This window comes from Amycolatopsis bullii, from assembly GCF_014654205.1.
Taxonomy (GTDB): domain Bacteria; phylum Actinomycetota; class Actinomycetes; order Mycobacteriales; family Pseudonocardiaceae; genus Amycolatopsis; species Amycolatopsis plumensis.
Map to the genome: position 1 here is coordinate 227,333 of NZ_BNAW01000001.1, position 16,361 is coordinate 243,693.

The window sequence follows — 16,361 nt, forward strand, 5'->3', positions numbered from 1 at the left end:
GCCCCAGCCACCGGAGTGACTGGGGCTCCTCGCCTCCCTGATCTCGGCTAGCGCTGCAGCGTCAGCACACCCGGCCGCCACGGGAGCCGGTTGTAGTCGCCGCCGGCGGACGGGTCCTTGCCCTGGTAGAGGAACTGGAGGTTGCAGGGGTCGATCGTCTTGGTCTGGTCGGGGTTGGTGCGGACCAGGTCACCGTGGCTGATGTCGTTGGTCCAGCTCGCGCCGCTGTTGGCCTTGCCGGCGAAGGGCCGGCTTTCGCTGGCCGCCTGCGGGGTCCACGAACCGCTCAGGCTGCTGGAAGTGAACGACCGGAAGTAACGGCCGCCCGAGCCCATCGCCTCGACGATCATCAGGTACTGGTTCTGGCCCTGGACCTTGTAGACCTCGACCGCCTCGAACAGGTTCGCCTGCGTGTCGCTCATGACCGTCGTGTAGTTCGACCCGAAGCTGCCCGGGAAGTTCCCGATCGGCATGCTGGCGCGGTAGATCTTGCCGTTGTCACCGGCGAAGAACAGGTACATGTTCGAGCCGTCGGCGATCAGGGTCTGGTCGATCGGGCCGGTGCCGGAGCCGGAGATGCTGCCCGTGAACAGCGGCTGCGGCGCGGACCAGCCGTTGGGGTTGGTCGGGTCGCTCGAGGTGCGGTAGATGAACGGCCACTGGCCCCACTGGTAGGCCAGCACCCAGATGTTCTTGGGCGCGAAGTAGAACAGCGTCGGGGCGACGGTGCCGGAGTTCATCCCGGTCTGCCCGGCCGAGGCCATGTCCGACCAGTTGGTGAAGGGGCTGAACGCCATCGAGCCGTAGGACCCGGACGAGTTGACCGTCGAGCCGTAGACCAGGTGCTTGCCGTTGTAGACGACGTTGGTGAAGTCCTTGAGCGAAAGCCAGCCGTTCTTCGGCTGCGCCAGCGCGCCGGAGGACGACCAGCGGTAGGTCGACGGCAGCGAGCAGCCGCTGCTCCCGGTCGTCGTCGTGGTCGTGGTGGGCGTGCTCGACAGGCCCGTCCACTGCTGGTTGGTGCCGCCGTGGCACGTCCAGAGCGCCACCGCGGTGCCGTTGGCCGTGCCGGCGCCCGTGACGTCGAGGCAGAGCCCGGACTGCACGCCGACCACCGTGCCGTCGGCGTTCACCCGCCACTGCTGGTTGGCCCCGCCGTGGCAGGTCCAGATCTGCACCCGGGTGCCGGCGGTGGTGCCGCTGCCGGCCACGTCCAGGCACTTGCCGCCGAACACGGTCAGCTGACCGCCGGCGGTCGAGGTCCACTGCTGGCCCGCACCACCGGAGCAGTCGTAGATCTGCACCGAGGTGCCGTCGGCCTGGTTGGCGTTCGGGACGTCCAGGCACCGGCCCGAACCGACCCCGCGCAGGGCGCCGGTGACGTCGGCCTGGGCCGCGCCGGCCCCGAACAACGCCGTCACCGCGACCGTCGCCGCGGCGGCGGACACGGCCATCAGGTGCCGGCTCCTGCGGCTGAGACTTCTTCTGTTCATGACGACCTTCCCGGTCCGCCACACCGTCGTGGCACGCCGACTGTTATCGCTAACATGCGTCGCGCCAGCCTGAACGTCACGGCGCGCGATTGTCAATGCACGCGCAGGCGCCGCGAGATCCCCCAAGCGGGACCGGAACGCTTTGCCTCCTCAAGGCCGGTGTCGTCGGTCCACAGAGGACAGCCGATCGGTGAAAATTACACCGGTCGCGAGCCGTCGAAACTTTCGAGATCCCTGGTCACGGCCTCGGCGGCCGCGAGACCGGGACCGTGCGTACCGGACGCGCTGCGAACGGTGATGATCACCGTTTTGCCGTGCCGGCAAGGAAAGCCGGAATACCATGCCGCATGGACAGTCAGCCGGACCCGAACCTGCTGGGCGAACTGCGGCGCGTCGCCGGTCTCACGCAGGAAGAGCTCGCCGAACGCACCGGGCTGACCGTGCGGGGCATCAGCAACATCGAACGGGGCCGGGTCGCCCGGCCGCGGCGCAGTTCGCTGGAAGCGCTTGCCCGGGGCCTCGGGCTGCGCGGCGACCAGATCCACCGGTTCGTGCTCCACTACTTCCCCGCCGCGCCGGAACCGGTGCGCACCCCGCACCCGGTCGCGGTGCCGGCCCAGCTGCCCGCCGGCAGCACCGCCTTCACCGGGCGGCAGCGGGAAATCGCCACGCTGGACGCCTTGAGCGCGCGCCGCGACCGCGGGGTGGTCGTCGCGGTGCTCGAAGGGATGGGCGGGGTCGGCAAGACGTCACTGGCCGTGCACTGGGCCCAGGCCGCCCGCGCGGACTTCCCCGACGGCCAGCTGTTCGCGAACCTGCGTGGCTACGGCCCGGGGGCGCCTGCCGAGCCGGGTGACGTGCTGCACGCGTTCCTGCTGGCGTTCGGGGTGCCCGCGTCGGACGTCCCGGCGGACGTCGACGGGCGGTCCGCGCTGCTGCGCAGCGTCCTGGCCACCCGTTCGGTGCTCCTGCTGCTGGACAACGCGCGCTCGGCCGACCAGGTCCGGCCGCTGCTGCCCGGGCACGCCGGCTGCGTGGTCGTGGTGACCAGCCGGACGATGCTGCACGGCCTGGCCGTCAGCGACGACGCCCACCGCCTGCCCGTGCCGCCGCTGGACGAACGGGAGTCGCTGTCGCTGCTCGACCGGCTCGCGGGCGGCAGGCCGGCCGACCGCGCCGCCCTCGCCGACGTCGTGTCCGGCTGCAGCGGGCTGCCGCTGGCGCTGCGGATCGTCGGGGAACGGCTGGCCCACGACCGGGGCCTGGCCGAGGTCGCCGCGGCGATGCGGTCGGCCGGCGACCGGCTCGACGCGCTGACCACGGAGGAAGCCCGCACGTCGCTGCCGGCCGTGCTGTCGTGGTCCTACGAGGCCTTGCCGGAAGATGTCGCGTCGGCGATGCGGCTGCTCGGGCTGCACCCCGGACCGCACTGGGCGGTGGACGCGGCGGCCGCGCTGCTGGCCGAGGGGCCCGGCGAGGCCCGGCGGCGCCTGCGGGTGCTCGTGTCCGGGCACCTGCTGGAACACCGGGCGGACGGCCGGTACGAGTTCCACGACCTGGTCCGCGACTACGCGCGCGGCCTCGCCGCCGCGGACGAGCGGCGGACGGCGGCGCTCGGGCGCCTGGCCGGGCACTACCTGGCCGGAGCCGCCGCCGCGGCGGACACGATCGCGCCACGCGATCCCTACCGCCGTCCGCTGCTCACCGACGTCACCGAGGCCCCGCCGGGCTTCTGCGGCGCCGACGACGCCGCGGCTTGGCTGGCCACCGAACTGCCCACCCTGCTCGGGCTCGCCGAACTGTCCGCCTCGACCGGCCGCACGGCCTACGCCCGCGACCTGTCGACGCTGCTGTGGCAGGCACTGCGGGTGCACGGCCACTACGACGCCTCGCGCAGTCTGCACGGCTTCGCGCTCGCGGAGGCCCGCGCCGCCGGGGACTCCATCGGCGCGCAGCAGGCTCTGGTCGACGTCGCCGCGATCTGCGCCAGGGTCGGCAGTTACGACAAAGCGGTCGAGCACCTCACCGATTCCCTCGGCTTCGACGGCACCCCGGCCATGACCGCGCGCGCCACGAGCACCCTGGGCACGGTGTACGCCCAGCTCGGCCGGTACGACGACGCGGCGTACCACCTCGGCCGGGCGGTCACCCTGGCCAGGGCCGCGGGCGACACCCTCGCCGAGGGACGCACGTACGGGAACCTGGCGTTCGTCCAGGAACGGCTGGGCGAGTTCGACGCCGCGCTCGGGACCTACCACCACCAGCTGGCCATCGCGGAGGAAATCGGCGACCGGGCCAGCGAAGCGATCAGCCTGCACAACCTCGGCGACGTCTACCGCGCGCTCGGCCGCTACGAGGAAGCCCGCGACCACCTCGACCGCTCGCTGTCGGTCAGCCGCGCCGAAGGGCACCGCGAAGCCGAGGGCTACGCGCTGGTCTACCTCGGGCTCGTGCACCCGCACCTGGGCACCCCGCCGGCCGAGGCGAGCCGGTACCTCGAGGACGCCCTCCGCATCGCGGCGGCCACCGGCATCCGCCCGCTCGAAACGCTGGCCCACAACGGCCTCGGCGACAACGCGCGGGCCACCGGCGACCGGGCGGCGGCGCTGGAGCACTACCTGCGGGCCCGAGACCTCGCCCAGGGCACCCACGAGCAGCACGAAGAAGCCCGCGCGCTCGAAGGGATCGCCGGCACCTACGAAGACGCGGGCGAGGCCGACAAGGGCCGGCCGTACCGGCAGCGGGCGCGGGCGCTGTACGACGCGATGGGGATCAAGGCCGAGGCCACCCGGCCGGAGTAGGCCCGACCGGAACTTCCGCGCCCGGAAGTTCCGGTCCGTTGTTCATGGCCCCGCCGGTCCGGCACCGATTCAATCGCGGCAGGTCCGGATGGACCTACTGGGGCGTGAAAGGTTCGGCGGGTTGCGGGCAGATCTCGGCATTGCTGATCGGGTGAACGACGCCTTCGAGGCGCAGAAGAACAGGACACCGCACCGCTGTGCGGTCGTCGCCGGCGATCGCCGGCTGAGCTACACCGAAGTGGACGAGGCGGCCAACGCGGTGGCCCACGCGCTCCTCGGCCGGGGGCTGCGCCGCGGTGACCTGGTCGGGGTGCGCCTGCGCCGCGGGCCGTGGCTGGTGCCGGTGCTGCTGGGCGTGCTGAAGGCGGGCTGCGCGTACGTGCCGCTCGACCCGGCCGCGCCTCCCGCGTCGATCGCCGCGATCGTCGAGGACTCGGGCCTGACCCTGGTGGTGGCGGACGAGCCGGGGCCGGGCGTGCTCGCCGTCGGCGACATCGACGGGACGCGGACCTCCTCCCCCGGCGTCGCGGGCATCGGGAGCGATCTCGCCTACGTCATCTACACCTCCGGCTCCACCGGCCGCCCGAAGGGGGTGGAGGTGGAGCACCGCAACGTGCTGACGTTGCTGCGCTGGGCCGCGGGCACGTACTCCGACGACGAGTTGCGCGGGGTGCTCGGCGCGGCCTCGGTCTGCTTCGACGCCTCGGTCGCGGAGATCTTCCCGCCGCTGGTCACCGGCGGCAGCGTCATCCTCGCCGAGAACCTGCTGGCCCTGCCCGGGTTGGCGGCCCGCGACGAGGTGACGTTCGTGCAGGGCGTGCCGTCGGTGCTCGCGGTGCTGGCCAGGACGCCGCTGCCGGAGTCGGTGCGAACCGTGGCCATCGCGGGCGAGGCGCTGAGCCGTTCGCTGGTCGACCGCCTGTACCGCAACCCCGGCGTGCGCCGGATCGTCAACTGCTACGGCCCCACCGAGGCCACGGTGAACTGCTCGAGCCACGAGGTCGGCCGGGACGGGCGGGCCGACCCGCCGATCGGCACGCCGCTGCCCGGCGCGGGCTTCTCCGTGCGCGACGACGCGGGCCGCCCGCTCGGCGACGGCGCGGTGGGCGAGCTGTGGGTGAGCGGCACGCTGGTGACCCGGGGCTACCTCGGGCAGCCGGAGCTGACCGCGCGCAAGTACGTCCTCGACGAAGCCGGTGTCCGGCACTACCGCACCGGTGACCTCGTCCGGCGCGACGGCGGGGTGTACCACTTCGCCGGGCGGGCCGACGACCAGGTCAAGGTGCGCGGGTTCCGCGTCGAACCGGGGCAGGTGCAGGCGACGCTGCTGACGCATCCGGGTGTCGGCAACGCCGTGGTGCTCGCGCCGGCCGACGCCTCCGGGGAACGGCGGCTCGTCGGGTTCGCCGAACCGGCCGGGGAGCCGCTCACCGAGGCCGGGCTGCGGGACTGGCTGCGGGCGCGGCTGCCGGGGCACCTGGTCCCGTCGCGGATCGCGGTACTGGATGCGATCCCGCTCGGCACGACCGGCAAGGCCGACCGGGCCGCGCTGGCGGCGTGGGTGTTCGACCGCGACGACGCGACCGGGTACGTCGCGCCCGGTACGGCCACCGAGCAGCTCGTGGCTTCCGTCGTCGCGGCGGCGTTCGGGCTGCCGGAGATCGGCGTGCGGGACCGGTTCAGCGATTCCGGCGGGCATTCCCTCGCCGCGGCGCGGGCGGTCGCGCGGCTGCGGGAGGAAGCGCGCCGCGAAGTGACGCTGGAAGAGTTCCTGACCGACGGCACGGTGGCGGCCGTCGCGCGGCGGCTGGACGCGGCCGCGGCGATCGCACCGGCCGCGGCGCCCGTCCCCGATCCCGGGCGGGCCGGCCATCCGCTGACCAACACCCAACGCGACCTGTGGACCCTCGCCCAGCTCGGCTCGACGGGCACCGCGACGACGGCCGCGTGGCGGCTGCGGTGGCACGGCCCGTTTTCCGTGGCGGCCCTGCAGACCGCGGCGGACGCCGTGGTGGTCCGGCACCACTCGCTGCGCGGGACGATCCAGGAGCGCGACGGCGAACCGGCCGTGGTCATCGGCGAACCGGCGCCGGTGCCGATCGACGTGCACGACCTGCGCCCCGGGCAGCACGCGCAGGCCGACGAGCTCGCGGCCGCCGCGGCCCGGCACGCCTTCGACCTGTCCGCCGAAACGCCGTTGCTGCGGATCACCGTGCTCCGGCTGGCCGGCGACGTCACCGACCTGGTCGTCGTCTCCGACCACATCGCCACCGACGGCTTTTCGATCGGCGTCCTGATGGCGGAACTCGCCGGGGTCGTGCCGGACGGCACCCCGGCGCAGGTCGGCGAGATCGCCGTGCGGGAACGTGCCCTCGCCCGGCCGGACCGGGAGCGGTACTGGGCCCGCGAACTGGCCGGGGCCACCCCGCCGGACGCCCTGTTCGACCGCGCCGGCCACCGGTTCCTCGGCGACCGGATCATCAGCCCGCTGCCCGATTCGCTGCGCTCGTCGGTCCGCGCGCTGGCCGAGTCGGCCGGTGTCACGCCGTTCGCGGTGTACCTGGCGGCGCTCGGCGTCCTGGTCGGCGAGCTCGGGCGCACCTCCGACGTCCTGCTCGGCACGGCCGCGGCCCAGCGGGACCGGCCGGAACTCGAACACACCGTCGGGCCCCTGGTCGACGTGCTCCCGGTCCGGTTGCGGCTCACCGCGGACATGACGTTCCGCGACCTGCTGCGCGCGGCGATGACCACGACGGCCCGGGCGATCGACCACCGCGGCCTGCCGACCGGCGAGCTGACCCGGCTGTGGGGCGGCGACCGGCCCGCCGGGATGCCGCTCACCCCGGTCTCGCTCGCCGTCCAGCCGGCCGGGCTGCCGGTGTCGGTGCCCGGCCCCGGAGTCCGTCTCGACCTGCTCGGCGAGCTGCCGACCGGCGGCAGCCACACCCCGCTGACCGTCTTCGTCAACGAACACGCCGACGGCGGCGAGCTGATCGTCGAGCACGATCCGGACCTGCTCTCCCCCGCACGCGCACAGTGGTTCTCCCAGTCCCTGCTGCACGTTCTCCGCACCGCACTGTCCACGCCGGACATAACCTTGTCCACTCTGGACTTGGTCGCCGACGACGAACGGGCGCAGCTGGAAGCTTGGGGAACGGGCCCCGAACTGCCGGCAGCCGAGACGGCGAGCGTGCCGGAGGCGGTCCTGCGGCACGCCGAGCTGACCCCGGACGCGGTCGCGGTGTCCACCGTGGACGGGCAGCTGACGTACGCCGAGCTGGTCCGGCACGCCGATCGGGTCGCCGGCGCCCTGGTCGCCGCGGGGGTCCGCGCCGGTGACGCGGTCGGCGTGTGCCTGCCGCGCGACGAACACCTGCCCGCCACCCTGCTGGGGGTGTGGCGGGCCGCAGCGGCCTACCTGCCGCTCGAGCCGGACCAGCCGGCGCGGCGGCTGGTCCAGCTCGCCGCCGAGGCCGGTGTGCGGGTCGTCCTCACCCACGGCGTCGCCCGGAACACCGCGGCGGAGGTCGTCGCGGCGATGCCGGACGCCGTGCTCGTCGACGCCGGCGACGACGCCCCGCCCGCCGAGCCGGCGGTTCCGGGTGGTGACGCCCTCGCCTACGTGCTCTCCACCTCGGGCTCGACGGGACGGCCGAAAGGCGTCGAAGTCACCCACGCGAACCTGCACGCCTTCGTCCGGTCCCGCACGCTGAGCCACGGCCTGCGGCGTGACGACGCGATGGCCGCGATCGCGCCGCTGGCCTTCGACGTGTCCGTGGAGGAGCTGTGGTGGCCACTGGCGACCGGCGCGCGCTGCGTCGTCGCCGACCGGGACACCGCCGTCGACGGGCACCAGCTCGGGCAGTGGCTCACCAAGACCGGCGTCACCGTCGCCGACCTGACCCCGACGAGCCTGCGGATGCTCCTGGCCGCCGGCTGGACCGGCGATCCCGCACTGCGGCTGCTGCTGGGCGGTGAGGTGCTCGACGCCGAGCTCGCTGCCCGGGTGCGTCCGCTGGTCGGCGAGCTGTGGAACGGGTACGGGCCCACCGAGACGACGGTGGCGGCGACCGCGCACCGCGTCACCGACGCCCGGGTGCCGCTGGGTGCGCCGACGCCGGGGACGCGCCTGTCCGTGCGGGACGAGGCCGGCCGCGTGGCGCCGCCCGGAGCGATCGGCGAGCTGTGGATCGGCGGCGCCGGTGTCGCCCGCGGGTACCGCGGGCGGCCGGAGCTGACGGCGGCGGCGTTCACCGGCGGCTGGTACCGCACCGGCGATCTGGTCCGGTGGCGCCCGGAGGGCACCCTCGAGTTCCTCGGCCGTGCCGACGACCAGGTGAAGGTCCGCGGCAACCGGTTCGAGCTCGGCGAAGTCGAGGCGGTCCTGCGGGCGCAGCCCGGAATCGCCGACGCCGCCGTGGCGGTGGTCGAGGACACCTACCTCGCCGGCTATCTCACGCCCGCCTCGGCCGACGCGGTGGCCGCCGAACGGCAGGTGCGGCGGCTGCTGCCCGGGTACATGGTGCCGACCCGGTGGGCCACGATGGACGCACTTCCGGTGCTGCCCAACGGGAAACTCGACCGGCGCGCCCTCGCCCCGATCCCGGCGGCGCGCCCGGCTCCGGCCGCGCCGCTGACCCCGGCCCAGGCAGTGGTCGCCGAAGTCTGGCGAGCCTGCCTGGACGTCGGCGAGCTCGGTCCGGACAGCGACTTCTTCGCCCTCGGCGGCCGGTCACTGGCGGCGACGCGGGCGGTCGGGCTGCTGCACGAGCGGCTGGGCCGCCGGATCACCGTCCGAGCCCTCTTCGACCACCCGGTGCTCGCCGACTTCACCGCCCACCTGGCCACGGAAGGGGCACTTTCCCGGGAAAGCGGCACGGAGGCACCCTCCGGGGCACTTTCACGTGAAAGTGCCCCCTTGGTGGAAGGGGCGATCGAGGAGCTGGTGGCGGCCGTGTGGGCCGACGTGCTCGGCCGGGCCCGGATCGGCGCGCTCGACGACTTCCGCGCCCTCGGCGGCACACCCGCGCAGGCGGCCGGGGTCACCGGCCGCCTCGGTGAGGCTCTCGGGTTCCCGATCCCGGCCGCCACCCTGCTCGACCGGCCGGTCCTGCGCGACTTCGCGGCCGGCCTGGAAAACCTCGCCTTGGCGGCGCTCGACGCCGTCCCGACCGGAGGCACGGCATGACCGAGTCGGTGCTCACCCCCGCCCAGCGCGTGCGGGAACTCCTCGAAACCCGGGCCGCCGCGGCCCTGCGCGCGACCGCCTCCCGCCCGGCGAAACTCTCCTCGGCCCAGGCTCGGCTGTGGTTCCTGTCCCGGTTCGAACCCGCCGGGCACGCCTACAACATCCCGGTCGCGCTGGAGCTGACCGGACCGGCCGACACCGTGGCCCTGCTGGCGGCGGTCCGCGATGTCGCGGAGCGGCACACCGTGCTGCGCAGCGTGTACCGGGAGATCGACGGCGAGCCCCGCGCCTGCCCGGTCCCCGCCGCCCGGGTCCCGGTGTCCACTGTGGACGTCGGGACCGATGAGCTCGAGGCCGCGCTCGCCGCCGAGGCGGAGAAGCCCTTCGCCCTGGCGGACGAGCCGCCGATGCGGGCCACCCTGTTCCGGCTCGCCGCGGACCACCACGTCCTGGCGCTGACGTTCCACCACATCGCCATGGACGCGGACTCCACCACGGTGGTCCTCGACGACCTCGCCGCCGGTTACGCAGCGCGGCTCGGCGCGCGCCCCGCTCCCGAACCGCCGGCCCGCCAGTACGCCGATGTCGCCTCGGCCCCGTCCGAGGACGACCTGGACTGGTGGTGCGAGCGGCTGGCCGGGCTGCCGCCGCTGCTGGAACTGCCGACCGACCGGCCCCGCCCGGTCGTGGCCACCGACGAAGGCGCGGAGGTCGCCGTCGCGGTGCCGGCCGGACTCACCGCGCGGCTGGAGGAGGTCGGCCGCGCGACCGGCTGCACGCCGTTCGTGGTGCTGCTGGCCTGCTGGCAGGCGCTGCTCTCGCGGCTGGCCGGCACCGGTGACATCGCCGTCGGCGTGCCCGGATCGGGGCGGGGACCGGAGGCCGACCGCGTCGTCGGCTGCTTCGTCGACACGCTCGTGCTGCGCACCGACCTCTCCGGCGTCACCACCGGACGCAGCCTGCTCGCCGCCGCCCGGGACACCGTGCTCGACGCCTTCGCGCACCCGGACGTCACCTTCGAGCGGATCGTCGAACGCGTCGCCCCGAAGCGGAGCCTCGGCGCCTCGCCGGTGTTCCAGGTTATGCTGAACGTCCTCGACGACCCGCCGGGCGAGCCCGCGCTGCCCGGGCTGGGGGTGCGGGTCCGGCCGACGCCGGTGCGGGGCGTCAAGTTCGACCTCAGCCTCGCCCTGTCGCGGGTGGCCGGTGGCTACCGCGGCGGGCTGGCGTTCCGCACCGACCTGTTCGACGCCGGCACGGCCGAGCGGATCGGCCGGTGGTTCGTGGCCCTGCTCGACGGCGTCACCGCGGACCTCGACCGGCCGGTCGCCGACGTGCCGCTCGAAACCGTGACCGGCCCGGTGCTGGCCGGCCCGGAACCGGACGGGACCGAGCCGGTTCCGGTGCCGGTGCTCATCGAGCGGGCCGTCGACCGGTACCCGGACGCGGTCGCCGTCGTCGGCGCCACCGGCGCGCTGACCTACCGCGAGCTCGACGAACGCGCGAACATGCTGGCCCACCGGCTGCGGGCGCTGGGCGTGCGCGCGGACGAGCCGGTCGGGATCCTGCTGGAGCAGGGCACCGACGTCGCCTGCGCGGTGCTCGGCATCATGAAGGCGGGCGGGGCCTACCTGCCGATGGACACGACGTACCCGGCCGCGCGGGTGGCCGCGATCCTGGGGACGGCGAAGGCGCGGATCCTGCTCGCGGAGCCGGGGCTGCCGATCGAGGTCCCCGGTGTGAGCGTGCTGACCGTCGGCGACGCGATCGCGGGGCAGCCTCGCACCCGCCCGGACGTCACCATCGACGGCCGGCAGCTGATCCACGTGATCTTCACGTCGGGTTCGACGGGCGCGCCGAAGGGGGTCGCGGTCGAGCACCGCAACGTCGCGCACTACCTGGCGGGCATGCTGCCGCGCCTCGGCGACGTCGCCGGTGCGTCGTTCGCGGTCGTCTCCACCCCGGCCGCGGACTTCGGCCTGACGTGCGTGTACGGCGCGTTGACCACCGGCGGCACGGTGCACCTGGTCGAGCGGGACACCGCGATGGACCCGGAGGCCTACGCCGCCTACGTCGCCGAACACCCGGTCGACGTGCTCAAGTGCGTGCCCAGCCACCTCGAACTGCTGGCACGCCACGGCGATCTCGCGGCGGTGCTGCCGCGGCGGCTGCTGGTCCTGGCCGGGGAAGCGTGCCCGTGGCCGCTCGTCGAGCGCGTGGAGGCGGCGCGGCCGGGGCTGCGCGTGCAGAGCCACTACGGGCACACCGAAAGCACGATGATCTCGCTGACCTGCGACGTGGCCACCATCCCCGGCCACGAGCGGGCCGGGTACGTGCCGCTCGGGACGCCGCTGCCCGGTGTGGTCGGTCACCTGGTCGACCACACCGGGACGGTCGTGCCGCCGGGTGTGCCCGGCGAGCTGCTCATCGGCGGCCCGCAGATCACCCGGGGCTACCTCGGTGACGACGCGCAGACCGCCGCCCGGTTCCGGCCCGACCCGCTGGGCACCGGCGTGCGCTGTTTCCGCAGCGGGGACGTGCTGCGGGTGCGGGCCGACGGCACCGTCGAGTTCCGCGGCCGGGCCGACGACCAGGTGAAGGTGCGCGGCCACCGCGTCGAACTCGGCGAGGTCGCCGCCGCCTTGCGGGACGTCGAGGGGGTCGCGGAAGCCGTCGCGCTGCCGGTCGGCGAGGGCCTCGACCGCCGGCTCGCCGCCTGGCTGGTCCCCGCAGCGGGCACCGCGCTCGACGTCGCCGCCGTGCGCCGGGCCCTGCGCGACCGCCTGCCGGACTACCTCGTGCCGTCCTCGCTCACGGTGCTGGACCGGTTGCCGCTCAACGCCAACGGCAAGATCGACCGGGCCGCGCTGCCGGACGCGGCCGCCCCGGCACCCGCGGTGCGGCGCCCGGTCGCCACCCCGGCGGAACGGCTGGTGGCGCGGATCTGGGCCGACGTCCTCGACGTGGTCGAGGTCGGCGCCGACGACGACTTCTTCGCCGTCGGCGGCCAGTCCTTCGCCGCGGTCCGCGTGGCCGGGCGGCTGAGCGAGGCGCTGCGCCGGGACGTCGCCGTCCGGACGGTGTTCGAGTACCCGGTCCTGGCCGACCTCGCCGCCGCGCTGGAGTCCGGCGCGGGCGGGGCGTTCGGCGGCGCGCCCATCCCGGTGCGCCCCGACCCGGAGGCGCCCGCGCCGCTGTCCTCGGCGCAGGCGCGGCTGTGGTTCCTGGACCTGCTGGAGCCGGGCCCGGCCTACAACCGCGGCATGGTGCTGCGGCTGCGCGGCCCGTTGGACGCCGAGGCGATGCTGCGGGCGGTCCGGGAGGTGGCGGCCCGGCACGTGGTCCTGCGCAGCGTGATCGAGGAGCGCGACGGCACGCCGACGGCCGTGCCACAGGAGTCCGTCCCGGTGTCCCTCGTGGACGCCGACGGCACCGGGCCTTGGCTGTCCGAAGTGGACCGGCCGTTCGCTCTCGACCGCGAGCCACCGTTGCGGGCCAAACTGTTCCGCGTCGCCCCCGACGACCACGTCCTGGCGGTCACCGTCCACCACATCGCCACCGACAACTGGTCGCGGGGCATCATCGGCGCCGAGCTGGCCGCCGCCTACGCGGGCCGGACGCTCGCGCCGGCCCGCGTCCAGTACGCGGACTACGCCGCCTGGATGGCCGGCCGCAGCAGCACCGCCGACCTCGACTGGTGGTGCGAGCGGCTGGCCGGGCTGCCGCCGCTGCTGGCCCTGCCCACCGACCGGCCCCGGCCGCCGGTGGCCGACTGGTCCGGCGGGCACGTGCGGTACACGCTGGACGCCCCGCTCACCGCGGCGATCCGGCGGGTCGCCGTCGAGCTGGGCGCCACCCCGTTCATGGTCGTCCTCGCCTGCTGGCAGGTGCTGCTCGGCCGGCTCGCGCGCACCGGCGACGTCGCGGTCGGCGTGCCGGAATCGGGCCGCCACCATCCGGACGTCGAGTCGACCGTCGGGTGTTTCGTCAACACGCTGGTGCTGCGCACCGACCTGGGCGGCGACCCGACGGTGCGACAACTCGTCGCGCGGGTCCGGGAGACCGTGCTCGGCGCGTTCGCCCACGCCGAGACCCCGCTGGAGCAGATCATCGAGCGGCTGCGCCCGGACCGGACGATGGCGGCCACGCCGCTGTTCCAGGTCCTGCTCAACGTCCTCGACGAGCCCGCCGCCGAGCCCGCGTTCCCGGGACTCGAGGTCACGACGCTGGGGGCCGCGGCCGAGCGGGTGACGTTCGACCTGAGCATGGTGCTGGTCAACGAAGGCGACCACTACCAAGGCGAACTCGCCTACCGCACCGACCTGTTCGACCCCGGCACGGCCGAGCGCGTGGTCGCCGACTTCCGGCACCTGCTCGCCGATCTGCTGTCCGATGTGGACGCCGTGGTGACGGTCACCGCTTCCGCCCCGCCGGAACCGGTTGCCGTGGCGGAGAAGAAGGGCGGCGGCGTCCTGGCGACGCCGTCGGAGCAGCGCGTGGCCGCGGTGTGGGCAGAGGTCCTCGACGTGCCCCGGGTGGGCGCCGACGACGACTTCTTCGCCCTCGGCGGGCACTCGTTCACCGCGGTCCGGGCGGTGCGCAAGCTCGACGAGCGGCTGCGGGTCATCGACCTCTTCCTGCACCCGACGGTGCGCGAGCTGGCCGCCTACCTCGACGCGGGCGAGGAAACCGGCGGCATGCTGCACCAGCTCTCCCCCGCCGGGACCGCGGAGCTGACGTTGATCTGCGTGCCCTACGGCGGCGCTTCGGCCGCGGTGTTCCGGCCGCTGGCCGACGCACTGGCCGGTTCGGCGATCGACGTCCGGGCCGTGGAGCTGCCCGGGCACGACGTCGCGCGCCCGGACGAGGAGTTCCGGTCGATCGACGAGGTCGTGGCGCTGCTGGCCGAGGAGATCGGCCGGACGGTCACCGGGCCGGTCGTCCTGTACGGGCACTGCGTGGGTTCCGCGGTCGCGACGGCCCTGGCCGCCCGCTTGGAGGCCGACGGCCGGCCGGTGGTCGGCGTGGTGGTGGCGGGCAGCTTCCCGGCGGCGCGCCTGCCGGGCCGGCTGTCGGCGTGGTGGCAGCGCCGGTTCCCGCGGGAGCGCTGGGTGTCGGACCGGCTGTACCGGGACACGCTGCGCGCCGGAGGTGGCCTGCTCGACGACATGGACGAGCGGGCCAGTGCGGCCATGCTGCGCGGGTTGCGGCATGACGCGGAGCAGGCCCAGGCGTGGTTCGGGCGCGAACTGGCCCGGGAGCGGCCGCGGCCTGCTGGGGCGAGCGACCGCGCCCCGGCCTCGCCGAGCGCCGAGCAGCCACCACCGGCCGCCGGGCACCCCGCCGAGCCGAGCCACCCCGGCCTCCTCTCCGCGCCGATCCTCTGCGTGGTCGGCTCCAGCGATCCCGCGACCGAGCTCTACGAAGAACGCCACCGCGAATGGGGCGCGTTCGCCGACCGGGTCGAGCTGGCCGTCATCCCCAAGGCCGGTCACTACTTCCTGCGTCACCAGGCCGCCGAAGTCGCCGAGGTGCTCAAGACCCGGCTCGCCGGCTGGGCCGCCGGGCACCTGCCGCCGCGCGTCGACGACGTGCCCGTCGCCGCCAAGCGCGGCCTCCGCGCGTTCTACACCGTGGCCGGCGGGCAAGCCGTCTCGATGATCGGCAACGAGCTGAGTTCCTTCGCCCTCGGCGTCTGGGCCTACCAGCGCAGCGGCCGGGTGCTCGACCTCGCCCTCGTCGTCCTGCTCGCCCGCGTGCCGGCCATGCTGCTCACCCCGGTGGGCGGCGCGCTCGCCGACCGGGTCGACCGGCGGCGCATCCTGCTCGCCTGCGACCTCGTCGCCGGTGCCGCGATGGCCGCGCTCGCCGTCCTCATCGCCGTCGGCCGGCTCGAACTGGGGTCGGTGTGCGCGATCGTCGGGGTCACGTCGGTGGCGTCGGCGTTCCACCGGCCCGCCTACCTGGCCGCCATCGCCCAGCTGGTCCCGAAACCGTACCTGCCGCAGGCCAACGCGCTCGCCGACATCGGTGCCGGGCTCGGGACCGTCCTCGGGCCGATCCTCGGCGGCCTGCTGATGGGCTTGTCCGGGCTGACCTCGGTGGTCGTGGTCGATGTGGCCACCTTCGCCGTCGGTGTCGGGACGCTCGTGGCCGTGCGGTTCCCGGACCGGCTGTTCTTCACCCGGCACGAGCCGTTCAAGAAGGCACTCACCGGCGGGCTGCTGTTCGTGGTGCGCCGCAAGCCGCTGCTGGCGATGGTCGGCTACTTCGCCGTCGTCAACTACTTCACCGCGCTGATGTGGGTCGTCATCACGCCGCTCGTGCTGTCGGTCGGGTCGGCCGGCGAGCTCGGGCTGGTCAGCGCCGCCGGCGGGATCGGGGCCGCCGTGGGCGCGGTCGTGGTGGTCTTCTGGGGCGGCACGAAACGCCGCGCCACCGGCATGATCGCCTTCGTCATCGGGTCGGGGGCCGGCGTGCTGCTGATGGGCGCGTGGCCGTCGGCCGCCGTTATCGGCGCGGGCCTGTTCGTGCGGCTGGCCTGCATGAGCATCGGCAACGCGCACTGGCTGTCGATCATCCAGACGAAGGTCGGCCAGCACCTGCAGGGCCGGGTGCTCGCCATCAACGTCATGCTGGCGACGGCGATGACCCCGCTCGGCTACCTGACGGCGGGCGCGTTGTCCGACCGGCTGGGCCCGGCCACGCTGATGGTGGTCTCCGGCCTCTTCCTCATGCTCTGGGGCGGGTTCGGGCTGCGCTGGCGGCGGCTGCGCGACATCGACGTCCTGCTGCCGGACGCCGCCCCACCGGCCGAGGTCGACACCGACCTCGACCGCGTGCAGGCCCTCGCCGACCGGGCGCTGGCGCGGTGACGGC

Annotated in this window: 4 protein-coding genes; 3 read left to right on the forward strand and 1 reads right to left on the reverse strand. The window is 74.6% G+C overall.

What is annotated here, in order from left to right; all coding sequences use genetic code 11:
* Window positions 1–47: 47 nt before the first annotated feature.
* On the reverse strand, window positions 48–1,493 hold the full coding sequence (locus IE317_RS01075; RefSeq protein ID WP_191306115.1) for a non-reducing end alpha-L-arabinofuranosidase family hydrolase: 1,446 nt from the start codon (window positions 1,491–1,493) through the stop codon (window positions 48–50).
* Between the two features lie 347 nt (window positions 1,494–1,840).
* Between IE317_RS01075 and IE317_RS01080 the strand changes: the two genes are divergently transcribed.
* From IE317_RS01080 to IE317_RS01090, 3 genes are all read left to right on the forward strand, one after another.
* Entirely contained in the window at window positions 1,841–4,294 is a 2,454-nt protein-coding gene (locus IE317_RS01080) for an ATP-binding protein (RefSeq protein WP_191306116.1), read from the forward strand.
* A 151-nt stretch (window positions 4,295–4,445) separates the two neighbouring features.
* Window positions 4,446–9,482, forward strand: coding sequence for a non-ribosomal peptide synthetase (locus IE317_RS01085; protein ID WP_191306117.1), 5,037 nt, complete (start codon window positions 4,446–4,448; stop codon window positions 9,480–9,482).
* Window positions 9,479–16,357, forward strand: coding sequence for a non-ribosomal peptide synthetase/MFS transporter (locus IE317_RS01090; protein WP_191306118.1), 6,879 nt, complete (start codon window positions 9,479–9,481; stop codon window positions 16,355–16,357). The genes IE317_RS01085 and IE317_RS01090 overlap by 4 nt, the downstream gene beginning before the upstream one ends.
* Window positions 16,358–16,361: the final 4 nt, after the last annotated feature.